The 13,927-nt window shown below is 41.3% G+C and carries 11 protein-coding genes; 9 read left to right on the top strand and 2 right to left on the bottom strand.

Annotation, left to right across the window (positions count from 1 at the left end; genetic code table 11):
• The first annotated feature begins 38 nt into the window (after positions 1-38).
• Positions 39-170: a hypothetical protein gene (locus H8B06_RS20800; protein WP_262708726.1), complete on the top strand. Its 132-nt coding sequence runs from the start codon at positions 39-41 to the stop codon at positions 168-170.
• Between the two features lie 57 nt (positions 171-227).
• Here the strand turns inward: H8B06_RS20800 and H8B06_RS07145 are convergent, their stop codons facing one another.
• Entirely contained in the window at positions 228-674 is a 447-nt protein-coding gene (locus H8B06_RS07145) for an NUDIX domain-containing protein (RefSeq protein WP_190993603.1), read from the bottom strand.
• Positions 675-687: 13 nt separating this feature from the next.
• Positions 688-1,416 carry a hypothetical protein gene (locus H8B06_RS07140; RefSeq protein ID WP_190993602.1) on the bottom strand — a complete coding sequence of 243 codons (729 nt, stop codon included), beginning with the start codon at positions 1,414-1,416 and terminating at the stop codon, positions 688-690.
• Between the two features lie 112 nt (positions 1,417-1,528).
• Here H8B06_RS07140 and H8B06_RS07135 point away from each other — a divergent pair, with 112 nt between their 5' ends.
• The 8 genes from H8B06_RS07135 to H8B06_RS07100 all read left to right on the top strand — a co-directional run bounded on the left by H8B06_RS07135 (position 1,529) and on the right by H8B06_RS07100 (position 13,925).
• Positions 1,529-6,541, top strand: a complete 5,013-nt coding sequence (locus H8B06_RS07135) for a DUF4132 domain-containing protein (RefSeq protein ID WP_190993601.1) — start codon at positions 1,529-1,531, stop codon at positions 6,539-6,541.
• A gap of 6 nt (positions 6,542-6,547) precedes the next feature.
• Complete coding sequence (locus H8B06_RS07130; protein ID WP_190993600.1) at positions 6,548-6,964, top strand: hypothetical protein; 417 nt, start codon at positions 6,548-6,550, stop codon at positions 6,962-6,964.
• Positions 6,965-7,121: 157 nt separating this feature from the next.
• Positions 7,122-7,469, top strand: a complete 348-nt coding sequence (locus tag H8B06_RS07125; protein WP_190993599.1) for a helix-turn-helix domain-containing protein — start codon at positions 7,122-7,124, stop codon at positions 7,467-7,469.
• Between the two features lie 645 nt (positions 7,470-8,114).
• Entirely contained in the window at positions 8,115-10,508 is a 2,394-nt protein-coding gene (pheT, locus tag H8B06_RS07120) for a phenylalanine--tRNA ligase subunit beta (RefSeq protein WP_190993598.1), read from the top strand.
• 37 nt (positions 10,509-10,545) lie between these two features.
• A complete protein-coding gene (locus tag H8B06_RS07115; RefSeq protein ID WP_190993597.1) occupies positions 10,546-10,854 on the top strand; it encodes a hypothetical protein in 309 nt (102 codons plus the stop codon).
• Positions 10,855-10,903: 49 nt separating this feature from the next.
• Positions 10,904-11,194: a cell division protein ZapA gene (locus H8B06_RS07110; RefSeq protein WP_130140564.1), complete on the top strand. Its 291-nt coding sequence runs from the start codon at positions 10,904-10,906 to the stop codon at positions 11,192-11,194.
• A gap of 359 nt (positions 11,195-11,553) precedes the next feature.
• Positions 11,554-13,113 (top strand): ribonuclease Y, encoded by a 1,560-nt coding sequence (gene rny, locus H8B06_RS07105; RefSeq protein ID WP_190993596.1) that lies wholly within the window; start codon positions 11,554-11,556, stop codon positions 13,111-13,113.
• Positions 13,114-13,247: 134 nt separating this feature from the next.
• The gene (locus H8B06_RS07100) at positions 13,248-13,925 is read left to right on the top strand and encodes a response regulator transcription factor (RefSeq protein WP_190993595.1); all 678 of its coding nucleotides are present in this window, start codon (positions 13,248-13,250) and stop codon (positions 13,923-13,925) included.
• Positions 13,926-13,927 lie beyond the last annotated feature (2 nt).

Raw genomic sequence — 13,927 nt, 5'->3', positions numbered from 1 at the left:
TACGTTCAATATCATCATTGTAGAAAAAGGAGGCTGTTATGGATATGGATAAATTCAAAAGAGACTATAAATTTAAAAGTGCGGAATCGGAGACGGATAGTAAGCGAAATCTGATTATTATTATTGTCGGTATTGTCGTCGTTATCGCACTGGCGTATTTTTTAAGATAAAGTAGATAGACGCGATTATCTTTTATGAACCCGCCAGGGGGTCGGCTAATTGCGTCTCTACAAAATCAATTCTCTGAATTGATGCCATGCCATCTTGTCTGTTTTGAATGTGAGATCTGCCTCCCGTAGACTATCAACTGGCATAAACCGAAATACTTCCATTTTTTCCTGTTGTTTTTCTTTGGAGAAATCAAACGGACTTGTTTTGATATCAAATAAAATAGGACTTTTTGCTTGTACTTGATAATAGATAGAAATAATCTGGCTGTCATTAAAGCTGGACTTTTCGTAGAAATCCGTCGTGTATATATGACGAACGATATCTATTTCTAATTGGCATTCTTCCATGAACTCCCGTTTTAGCGCATCGATTAATCCCTCGCCATATTCAAGTCCGCCCCCCGGAAATTTAGTGAAGGAAACATTAAGCGCTTTTTCGTCACTAATTAAAATTTCCTTGGTATCTGTAGTCAATAAGCCGTAAACACGTACGTTAAAATACATCTGCGTTTTTTTGTTAAAGGGGTTGAAATCCATTTTCGATAGCAAGCTCATCTACGCCAAAAAAGGAGTAATGTTTGGGTAAAAACCATCGTATGGTATTCATGATCGTTGTGAAATCTTTTTCCGACGGAAACTGTATCGGCATGATGTTGAACACTAAATCCTGTGACGCGCGCTCTTCGTCCGTATAATTGCGGGCAATTAACATGATTTTCGGGTTTTTGACCCCGGAATAATGTAAAAACTCGCGAATGTGTCTTCGGAGAAAATTGGGGAAAATCTCTTCAGAAGGTTGCCCCACTAAAATTTCCTCGTCTTTATCGATACCCATGTAGTCTTCCGGATTGGAAAAAACGCTGTTGTCGGTGTAAAAAGAGCCATTTAATTTAAGGTTTACTAAATCGCCGTATGAAAAAATCCAATCCGGTCGCTCCAAATGCGCATTGATTGCAATGCCAAAGCCTTGTTCTAATATGATGTCCAGTTGGTTTTTAATAACGAAAGCCTGAAAACTCTTACCGGTGGTTACCGTTTGAAGTTGAATATAGGGGAAGCCATCTTTATTAATAGCCACTTCTGGCTCACCAAGCTCAAGATTTGCACCATCGATATGATTCAGAAATTGATCGCGCCACTGCGCATCGCGCGCTGAAAAAGGCGTACGCATCAATTGGTTGATGGTGATGGTTTTTTCGAGGTCCCCCAATAAACTCTCCTGCTGATTGTTGTTGCTTATACTCATTATTTCTCTACCTCTAAAAAAGAGCCTAAAAGTAAGGATTAAATTTGATTTTACTATATTGCTACGTAATTCTTCACCCAAAGATGAAAATGTAAGCGTTAGATAATACCGTATGATTACTAAAGAAAAAGCGATATCTTATATCCAGAAGCATCAAAGGATTGAATGCACCGAGGAGAGTTTCAAAGACTTCAGCAACCTGTATCAAACATTGGGTTTACTCCTCAGCAACCAGTACCAAAATCATTCACACGGAGAGATCGCCTGGGAAGATTATTATCGGCAACTGCAGGAGCATACGGCAGGTAATCCGTGGACAAGTGACGAGGGGAAGAAGCTTGCCGAGATACTTTTCGGTTCGGTTATCGCCCCTTTGGTTGCTGACATTTGGACACTGATGGATCAGTTGCCTTATCAAAACGGTTATTACCGCCGTCCGTTCCGGATAGATCCTAAAAATGGTTATATCACGACTAAAATCCAACAGTTGGTCAACCTATATTACGGTGGTGGAAATGGGTTCAACTCCATGTCGATTACCGATCAAATACAATATGCCGTTTATTCTAACCACGGTGGATTGTCGCTGTTTTTAGCTACGGTTTTGGCAAAAGATCAAACTATATATTATCCGTTATTGGAGGAAATCTTTTTAGGCGAACATGAGATTGGAGGCGTTTCGGGCGAGTTGATTAAAGCACTGCTTATCTCGGAAGATAGCGTCAACCACGAGTTGGTCGAAAAGCTGCTGTTGGCAGCCCAACAGCAGGAGGGACTGCGACAAACTATTTTGGAAGCACTGGATTTCACTTCGGTGAAAGCGTTAAAGCGGTTTATCAACGTTATACTGGAACATAACCTGGTGCGGTTCAGTAGTGTCGTCAGAGCGGTGGATACTTGGTTTGGGTTTTCTTGGGATGCTCCCAAAGCTAGCACTATTCGAAGGGTTTTGGAATTGGCTGACAAATATCTGAATAATCCCGGTGAAATAGAACAAGGTCTCAAAAGCCAGGACAATATGGAGGTGTATATCGCATTGTGGGCAAAAGGGATTGAGGAAGTAGATGCAGCAAATTTATTGGCTTTCCAGCTTGTTTTTGATGAAAACACAGAACATATAAAGAAACTTATTGCGCTGTTCTTTGTTTGCGAGACCCAAAGAACACGACATGATCTTGTTCCTTATGCAGAGAAAAACTTGGGTAAAGATATTGAATTGGATTATTGGATGACCGTGAATTTCCCTGCATTTGATCTGAGCGAAAGCCTGTTTCAAAAAATATTCGCGATAGCACAACAGTTGCCATCAGCGGGCAAAACTTTTGAAGGGCGTGGTTTTTCATGGAAGAGTTATGTCATCAAACCGGAATATTTCTTCGATATATTGATAAAAAATGCGAACCCTGCGCAAGTAATAGCATTGTCTAAAGAGCTACACACTATTCCCTCTAATTCCAGGGAGCAGTTGATGCGGAAGGTATTTCCGGACCATTATACGTACAGTTGGTCTAGCCGAACGGGTAATAACAAGAGTGCAAAGACGTTCGATCTGGAAAAGGATGCCTGGCAAAGACAGGTAGCACGGCAAGCGTTTACGGATCGGAACGCGAGTGTTGCCGCTACCGGGATGACGGTATTGAGATCCGTCACCTTATACCCGGAAGATATCGATGTGTTGGAAAATGTGCTTAGCCGGAAAGGTAAGGACCTCCGGAGTACAGCTATCGGACTTTTAGCAGATCAGGCAGATGAAAGGGTAAAGGAAAGTGTTGAAAGGTTGATCCACTCGGGAAATATCGACCAGCGATTGGCAGCCTTAGAAATATTAGTGCTGTTGCATGAATCAGAACGTGTGTCCGATTTTGTACATACGCAAATCGAAACGTACAAAACCCGTCAGCTGACGAAGAACGAGCGGATATTTGTGGAGAAGTTTTCTGATAAGACCACTGCGTATGGTTTCGAGAACGGATTCGGAGCGATAGACTACAATCAGTTAACGAACTTCAAATTGCCCGAGGAAAAATTCAAAAGAAAGAAGAAAAATATACTCAAACGCTTAACGGGAAATAAATCTGCGTTCCTATTTGAAGAACTCATCGATACCAGAAAGACCGTTGAGGCAGTGAATAAATTATTTGAGCTGTTCGATAAACATAAGGACTATGAATATCAGCATGAGGGATATAGGAGCGAAACAGCAACGTCCATCTTGGTCAATAATTTACGTCCGTTACGTTTGCTTGAGCGCGAAGCTGAAGCGGAAGCACATTTAGATAATTTGCCGTTGGCAGAAGTTTGGAAACAATGGTATCATGACGCCGGGTTGAATGACTTTGAAATTTACTCGGTTATCCAATACTGTTATGATCACTATTATAATCATCTGGACTACGAGGGCTTGCGCGATTTCAAAGCACAGTATCTACCAGACTTTAAAAGCATAAACTTTGGAGACGAACCTTATTATTACCAGAGCCGTACAGAAAAAATATCGCGCATATTGACCTGTCTTGCGGATGTATACGCGGACAAGAAAATGTGGACAAGCTATAAACTGGATGTCTTGGAAGATTTGTTTTTCCATTTTCCGAAAGAGTTAAAAAATAAACCTTTCAAACAGTCGAGCTATTATTATTCGAACGACGTATATTGGTATAGCTTCGTATTAAATCTGGCGTATAGTATCTATGAACCGGATTTGGAATTTTTAGATGAAGAACAGCAATTCCGTCTTTGGAAATTGCAATACTTTGTATTGGCAAATGAGTTGTCAAAAAATGCGGATATTCAACATATCAAAGAATGTATCCCACATTTACCGAAAGTACTGGCGCCGGAAACTTCCACCAAGTTCATGACACCGTATACCGAACTAACGCTTTCTCTATTCAATCAAGGTAAGCTCAATAAGGACGACCTGTTGTTTCTCGGCTTGTTAGACAATGATTTGTTCTACTTTCTGGACGGCGGACAGAATTACCATACCAAGCGATTTGAGCATATCAGTATTCCGCGGATAACAGAAAAGTTGAAAAACAACCTGCTACAGATCGAATTGGAAAGGGGAGACTTACCTACGGAGGCTTCCCGTTATATATCAAATTTTGCTACCGTAGAAGGAGCACGCTTCTTTTTTGAGGTATTGCAACGTATGGGAAAGGATAAGTTTGATCGAGGATATTCCTATGGTATCAACGTCAGCAAAAAATATACGTTCAGTCAGATACTGAAACGCAGTACACTTGCCGATGGGGATACCTATGATACTTTTGCCGAAACCCTCCAGGAGAATAAGTTTGACAAAAAGCGCTTGGTAGAAGTATCCTGCTACGCTACCCAATGGGCGGAGTGGTTAGGCGATTATTTAAAAATCAACAAGCTACAAGAGGCTGTTTGGTGGTTTTTAGCCCATACGACGGATTATATGAATGCCGAAAAGGAAACTGTTATTTCGAGGTATTCTAATGTGCCCAAAGATGATTTTCAAAAGGGCGCTATCGATATTGAATGGTTCCAACGAGTATACGGTAATCTAGGTAAAGCGAACTGGAAGCTGGTGCACGAAGCGGCGAAATATCTTTCGGATGGTATGGGCTACCGCCGGGTGAAGCTCTATTCATCTGTGCTATTGGGAGAAACCAAGATTACGGAAACATTAAAGAAAATCACAGAAAAAAGAGATAAGGACTATGTGATGGCGCTTGGTCTGATTCCGATTAGTAAAGCTAACCCCGAAGCCGACTTGCTCAAGCGGTATAATCTCCTGCAAACGTTCTTACAGGAAAGCAAACAATTTGGTGCGCAGCGTCAGGAAAGTGAGAAACGGGCAGTCGAGATTGGATTGGATAACCTCGCCCGGAATGCGGGATTTGACGATAGTGTCCGCTTCTCGTGGGCAATGGAAGGAAAAGCCACGCAACAAATTATGGAAAATGCAAGCGTGGAGATTGGAGACACGATGCTGGAGCTGGTTATGGATGAAATGGGAAAAGCGGATATCGTGGTCAATAAGAATGGTAAGGTTCTAAAAACTATTCCGGACAAGATCAAAAAAGATAAACGTGTAGAGCAACTTAAAGAGGGTAAGAACTACCTACGCAAACAATATGCGCGTACACGTCAATCTTTGGAAAATGCCATGTTGCGCCGAGATGAGTTTAGCGTGGATGAGTTGGCTAAAATCATGGCCCATCCGGTTGTTCATGCTATGTTGGGCAAACTGGTGCTGATAGATGGACGTGCAGGAATTTCGGGATTTTGGAAAGATGGTCAGTTATTGGGGGCAGACGGTAAATTGCAGTCTCTTCATTCCGAACGACGTTTTGTGATTGCTCACCCGGCGCATTTGTACGAAGCCGTTCAGTGGGATCTGTATCAACGATATATCTTTGATAAACAAATTCAACAGCCATTTAAGCAGATATTTAGGGAATTATATGTATTAACCGCGGATGAACAGGAACATCGTAACCGATCGGAACGTTATCAAGGCCATCAAATTCAGCCGAATAAGACCGTTGCCCTGCTGAGAGGGAGAGGCTGGACGGTGAACTACGATGAGGGCTTGCAAAAAGTGTATCATAAGGAAGGTTACCTGGCGACATTATTTGCCATGGCGGATTGGTTCTCACCATCTGACGTTGAGGCTCCCTCGTTGGAGTACGTCTGTTTTTATTCGTTAAAGGATGGCAAGGTAGTCCCACTGACAGATATCGATCCTGTTATTTTTAGCGAAACGATGCGGGATGTGGACCTAGTGGTTAGTGTAGCCCATGTGGGTGAAGTAGATCCCGAAGCGAGCCACAGTTCGATGCAGATGCGCGCAGCGTTGGCAAAAGAAAGCGCCCGTCTGTTCAAGCTGGATAATGTGGAGATCAAAGAAAGACATATATTGGTTAAAGGCAAGTTGGGCAGCTATAGTATACATCTGGGAAGTGGTATGGTTAGCAAAAATGGATTGCAGCTATCGATTATTCCGGTGCATAGCCAACATCGCGGTCGGATGTTCCTTCCGTTTGTGGATGATGATCCTAAATCAGCCGAAATCATTTCGAAAATGCGGTTGTTAGCACAGGACGATAAAATCAAGGATCCGACCATTTTGGCACAAATCAACAAATAGCAGCACATGGAACAAGTTGTTTTGCAATTAAAACGTTTGGGAAAAAAGAAAATCCTAACCGTCCCCTTTCATGTCTCTAAAAAACCGGATACCTTGCGTGCATTAATAGAGGAGTGTGTAAAGCAGGAGGTTCAGCGTTATAACAAAGAGCGTGTGGAAAGTCAGTTGATTTCCTTTCTCACGCCCAGCGAAATACAGAAGCAGTCCGAAAGTGGAAAGATCGGGTTTGGTGATATCGAAAACAAAACACCGGCTTATGTGGATGAAGCACTTGAAAACGCGTTTTTGGCATTTCAGGACGGACTGTTTGTGGTCTTAGTCGATGATACGGAAATTAAGCAATTAGATGATCTGCTTCATCTCAACAATAAAAGTGTAATATCGTTTATACGACTAACGTTTTTATCGGGAACGTATTGGTAAAAGGCTATCTTTGTATAAGGTTAAGTTAAGCCTATGATTATGCAAACATGAGAAATTAGAGTTCAGGAAGAAAAAGCCCCTTTGATTAAAGCGTTGTTAAAAGAATTAGGTATTACTGTAAAAACGAAGAAGCAGAAAATCCTTATCTTGGATTCCTATGTCGGAAAAAAAACAGGAACTCCTTTTGCATCGGGCGTGCACGTATATACTAGCGCATTATATGGAGCCCGATCTGGATCGCAACCGTATTGCTACTGCGCTTGGCTGCTCGACAAGAAGCCTGAGCCGTGCATTTGAAGGGGGCGGCATTAAACTTCACGGATATATTCGTGTGCTCCGTTTGCACAAAGGTCGGGAGTTGTTGCGTAGAAAACCGAACCTCACTATAGAAAAGATTGCCGATAGATTATATTTTTCCAGTGCCCGGCACTTTGCTACTCGATACAAAGAATTGTTTCGGCTTTCTCCTAGTGATGAACGGAAAATGATCCGTAGACGACAATAACGAGTGCTCTCTTTTGTGTAATAAATAATTGGTTTTTAGCGCATCATGTATGTGTTCTATCTTACCATGTATGTGTTTTGGTTCATCAGGTATGTATTCTAACTTACCATGTAGGTGTTTTGGTTCATCAGGTATGTATTCTAACTTACCATGTAGGTGTTTTGGTTCATCAGGTATGTGTTCTAGCTTATCATGTAGGTGTTTTGGTTCATCAGGTATGGATTCTAACTTACCATGTAGGTGTTTTGGTTCATCACGTATGTATTCTGGCTTATCATGTAGTTGTTTTGGTTCATCATGTATGTATTCTGGCTTATCATGTAGTTGTTTTGGTTCATCACGTGTGTGTGCTAGCTTATCATGTAGTTGTTTTGGTTCATCACGTATGTGTTCTAGCTTATCATGTATGTGTTTTAGTATAACACGTATGCGTTCTAGCTCTTACTGTTTCCTGATTTTTTTAGTGTAAAAAGGCGGTTCAAGAACTGTAGATGCCGATTTTGAACTAAAAATGAGCTGAAATTTAGGCTATATACGTCCATATTTTCGCCAAAAAAAAGACTGTTTTCAGCGTCATCAACAGAAAACGTTTTACCGAACACGCCAAAAAAACTATCTTTGTGCCTAAAATTAAGATTCCAAGAGATGAATATTTCCTATAATTGGCTGAAGAACTATATAAACATAGAAAAAACACCGGAAGAGTTATCCTTGATTTTGACGGATATCGGACTGGAAGTGGAGTTATTAGAAACGGTGCAGAGCATTCCAGGTGGTTTAGAAGGTCTGGTTGTAGGAGAGGTGAAGACATGCGGACAGCATCCCAATGCGGATAAATTGAGAATCACAACAGTAGATGTCGGTGGACCGGAGCTATTGCATGTTGTGTGTGGAGCACCAAATGTGCGGGAAGGACTAAAAGTGATTGTAGCCACGGTGGGAACGTATTGCCATCCCACGAATGGTGAGCCTTTTAAAATTACAAAATCGAAGATTAGGGGAGAAGTTTCGGAAGGAATGTTATGCGGTGAGGATGAGATAGGTTTAGGAACTTCACATGCGGGCATTGTAGAGCTGAACGCTGATGCGGTCGTAGGCTCTCGGGTAAAAGATTATTATAACATACAAGACGATTTCCGATATGAAATCGGGTTAACACCGAACCGAGCAGACGCTGCGTCTCATTTAGGCGTAGCACGTGATTTAGCCGCGTATTTCCGTCAACCTTATACGGTAAATGATGTTTCTACTTTTCAAGAAGGGAAGGACGCAGGTGTACAGGTAGAAGTAAAAGCATCGACGGCAGCCCCTCGCTATGCCGGCGTGACTATTTCCGGTATCACCGTAGGAGAGTCGCCTGATTGGCTGAAGGAAAAATTGAATGTAATCGGTGTGCGCCCGATCAATAATATCGTGGACATTACGAATTATATATTGCATGACTTAGGGCAACCTCTGCATGCATTTGACGCGGCAAAGATTGCAGATAGTAAAATAATTGTACGTTATGCTGATGAAAATGAGCCTTTTGTGACATTGGATGGTGTAGAAAGAAAACTTTCGTCAGAAGATCTGGTTATTGCAGATGCCGAAAAACCGATGTGTATCGCCGGAGTTTTTGGAGGTGAATATTCAGGGGTTAACGAGAAAACGACAAGCATTTTCTTGGAATCGGCTTACTTTGATGCTGTATCGGTGCGTAAAACGTCGAAACGTCATGGATTAAAAACAGATTCTTCTTTCCGTTTTGAGCGCGGTACAGATCCCAATATGCCCGTGTATGCATTGCAAAAAGCCGCCTTGATGATTCAGGAGATTGCTGGAGGTAAGGTAGTCTCTTCTATAACGGATAGTTATCCGGCTCCTGTTTCACCATTTATATTCCCCGTCCATTATGGTCGCGTACGTCAATTGATTGGTAAGGAAATACCCGATACGGAAATTAAAGCAATTATTGAAGCCTTGGGAATTGGGGTTTCGGAAGAAAATGGTGAAGAAATTACGGTCAGTGTGCCTGCTTATAAAGTGGACGTTACGCGAGAGGTAGATATTATCGAAGAGGTATTACGTATCTACGGTTATAACAATATCGAACTAAAGCCGCAGATTAAATCTTCGTTGAATACAACGGAAAAGCCGGATAAGGAAGTTGTGTTAAACCAAGTTGCAGATTTATTGATCGGAAATGGTTATCGGGAGATATTGAACAATTCACTAACGAAACTATCGTTTGTCGAAGATGAACAAACAGCGGTTCGTTTGGTTAACCCATTGAGCTCGGATTTAGATACCATGCGTCAAAACCTGTTGTTCTCGGCGTTGACGACCGTAGCCTACAATCAGAAGCGTAAAAACCCGAACGCTAAGTATTTTGAGTATGGTAAAACGTATTTCAAAACCGAAGAGGGGTATCAAGAGCGGCAAAACCTATCGTTGTGTATAGCCGGCGATCAAATAGAAGAGCATTGGAGTTCGAAGAGCAAAAAGACGAATTTTTATCATTTGAAAGCGGCTGTTGATACGCTTATCAAGCGGTTAAATATTCCGGGTTTGCAAGTACAGGAAGCCGATGGGCCGTATTTTGATTATGGCTTGAACTACATGAAAGGACAGAAGACATTGGTGACACTAGGCAGCGTTTCGACGGATAACCTAAAAAAAGCCGATGTAGATGGAAAAGTTTATTTCGCTCAATTTGATTGGGATCTTGTTATAAAGGTAATACGTAAGAATACAATCAAATATCAAGAGGTATCCAAGTTCCCCGCCGTACGACGCGATTTATCGTTATTAGTAGGTGATGCGGTGACATTTGAAGAACTTACGCGGATAGCAACGAAAACCGAACGAAAATTACTAAAAGAGATCAACATCTTTGACGTTTATAAAGGCTCGGGCCTTCCGGAAGGAAAAAAATCCTACGCATTAAGTTTTACGCTGCAGGACGAAGAAAAAACGTTAAATGACAAACAAATTGAGGCTATAATTAAAAAATTAATGCTTAACTTTGAACAACAGATTGGTGCGATAGTGCGCTAATGGATACGTTTAACGATTAATTGCGAGAAAAGATTATATGGCTGGACTATCTACACAAATGAATGTTATCGTCGAGAAGACGAAGAATCTTATTCAGTTGTGCGATGCCTTACAGGAAGAAAATGATTTGTTAAAACTAGAAGTACAATCTTTACAGGTAGCATTCCAGACGAGTACAAATAAAGTACAACAACTGGAGGAAAAGGTTAAGGCTTTGGCAGTTGCGAAAACATTGGATGAATCCGAGGTAGATAAAGAAGCTATAAATGAAAAAATACTTGACACAAAGCAAAAAATTAACGATTTTGTGCGAGAAATAGACAGATGTATAGGCTTGTTGAAGTAAAGGGAAGAGAAGAAACAGAAGCCTGTTACGTTATTTAAGCTCAAAAAACATGGGAGAAATTTCCATAAAAATAAATATCGCAGACCGTGTTTATCCACTGAGAGTGGCGACGGAAGAAGAAGAGGTAATTAGATACGCTGCGAAATTAATTAATGAAAAAATAAAGGAATTGCAGGAAAATTATGCAGTTCGTGATAAACAAGACTTATTGTCGATGTGTGTATTGCAATATGCTACCGGAATGATAAAGGCGGAGCGTAACGCACAACAACAGGAGGATGGATTGGAAGAGAAGGTTCACGAATTGGATGCTATGTTAACGGATTTCTTTAGAAAATAAATATATCGTTCTTTATTTCAGAGCTTTATAACGACGAATTTGCCGCAATTAAATTCGGGTTGTCACTATTTTAAACTTAACGCTTCAATATCACGAGCGAAAACAAGATGTAGGCCATTTTGCGAAAGCCATCTAGGTCATGATCAATTGCTCAAATCATGTGTAATCGAAGTTTAATAATACATGGGACCTGTTACATTTAATTGCGGTTTTTTTTTAAATAGTGATCAGTAACCAGTGGTTAGTTCCTGGTCACGAGTAACAAATCGCGAACCCCGAAGGGCTCAACAAAGTTAACGGGGCTTGCGAGCTCAACGAAGTTAATCACACATAATAAATAAATATATCATAAATAAACAATGGATTTAATTACTATTATTTCGATTATAATTTCGCTTATCATAGGTGTCGTTATTGGTCGTTTTTTGTTGCAGGGGGTCTTCAAAAAACAAGAACAAGCGGCTCGGGAAAAGGCGGAAAGTATTATTAAAGAGGCTGAAAAACAGGCTGAACATCACAAAAAACAGCGTAATCTCGAAGCAAAAGAGAAGTTCTTGCAACTGAAAGCAGAACATGAGAAAGAAGTTACCCAACGCAACAGTACGGTGGCGCAAAAAGAGAATACGATTCGGCAGAAAGAGCAATCGTTGAATCAAAAGCTGGAAAGTTTAAATCGTGAAAAGCAAGAGTTGGACAATAGAAATAAAAAGCTGGATCATTTGATCGAACTCAACGAGCGGAAATCAGAAGAAGTAGATCAACTGAAGAATCAGCACATCAAACAATTGGAAACAATTGCCGGTCTATCTGCTCAAGAAGCCAGAGAGCAATTGGTCAACTCGCTACGTGAGGAAGCACGGTCGCAAGCGATCATGCAAATCAAAGATATTGTGGATGAAGCGAAGCTGACGGCATCAAAGGAAGCGAAAAAGGTGGTTATCCAGACGATTCAACGGACAGCAACAGAATCTGCTATCGAAAATACGGTATCTATTTTCAATATTGAGAATGATGAAATAAAAGGACGTATCATTGGTCGTGAAGGACGAAATATTCGTGCGTTGGAAGCGGCAACGGGTGTTGAAATCATTGTAGACGATACACCGGAAGCGATTATATTGTCCGGATTCGATCCCGTACGCCGTGAGATTGCCCGTTTGTCATTACACCGATTGGTTACCGACGGACGTATTCACCCGGCGCGTATCGAAGAGGTCGTCGCAAAGACACGTACGCAAATTGAAGATGAAATCGTTGAAATTGGCGAGCGTACGGTAATCGATTTAGGTATACATGGTCTTCATCCGGAGTTGATACGTATGGTTGGGCGTATGCGCTATCGTTCTTCTTACGGACAAAATTTGTTGCAACACTCCCGCGAAGTTGCCAATTTTGCGGCGACAATGGCGGCAGAACTTGGCCTAAACGTGAAACACGCGAAACGTGCAGGTCTTTTACACGATATTGGAAAAGTGCCCGACGATAATCCGGAATTGCCACACGCTATTTTGGGTATGCAATTGGCTGAAAAGTATAAAGAACATCCGGAAGTTTGCAATGCTATTGGTGCACACCACGATGAAATAGAGATGACTTCGTTGATTTCGCCTGTTGTCCAAGCATGTGATGCGATTTCGGGTGCGCGTCCTGGTGCACGTCGCGAAGTGGTAGAAAGCTATATTAAGCGTTTGAAAGAACTAGAAGAGCTTGCTCTTTCTTATCCTGGAGTGGAAAAGACGTTCGCTATTCAAGCGGGTCGCGAATTGCGCGTCGTCGTCGAATCAGAGAAAGTGTCTGATGCCCAGGCAGAGATTCTGGCAGCGGATATATCCAACCGTATCCAAACAGAGATGACGTATCCGGGTCAAGTCAAAGTAACGGTTATTCGCGAAACCAGGTCTGTTGCCTACGCGAAATAGTTAATTGTTAAATAGATCAAAAGTATAGCTGCCTCGAAAAGGCAGCTTTTTTTGTATGTTAAAGATAGATTAGAAAAGACATCCTTTTAAGACTTCTTTATGCAAATTCCTTATTTTTGGGTAAATATCAGCTTATGCAAATTCTTGTAGTAGAAGACGATAATCGAATCAGTAATTTTTTGGTAAAAGGGTTGGAGGAATGTGGTTATCTGGTTACGTTATGTAAAAATGCAGAAGATGTATTGAAGCAATACATCAATATCGAGTGGGATCTGATCATTTTGGATATTATGTTGGCCGATATGGATGGCGTACAACTTTTGCAGGCCTTGCGTTACAAAAAAGTTTATACGCCTATCTTGATGTTAAGTGCATTGAACAGTGTGCAGGACAAAATATCGGCATTGGACTATGGTGCTGATGATTATCTCACGAAACCTTTTCATTTTGATGAACTGATCTCTCGTATCCGGGCGCTTACACGTAGACGGCAATATGAGCAATTGGAGACGCCCAAAGCCGAGCTACAATTTGGTCAATTACACATCAATCGGGAGCAATATAAAGTAACATGGGCAGGAGAGCCTGTGGAGCTATCTCCCCGGGAATATAAATTGCTTATCTATCTGGTGGAGAATATAGGAAAAACGGTGAGTAGGGTACAGATGTTAAATGCGGTGTGGGGAATTACGTTTGATAACCATACAAATGTAGTCGATGTATATATTTCCTATCTACGAAGCAAAATCGAAAAACAGGATGAGAAATACATCTTCACGGTGAAAGGTGTAGGTTATATGTTTAAAGGGTAGCA

Origin of the sequence: Sphingobacterium micropteri (assembly GCF_014692515.1) — a bacterium.
GTDB lineage: Bacteria > Bacteroidota > Bacteroidia > Sphingobacteriales > Sphingobacteriaceae > Sphingobacterium > Sphingobacterium micropteri.
The sequence above is the reverse complement of the archived record's forward strand: the minus strand, read 5'-3'. Positions and strand labels throughout refer to the sequence as shown.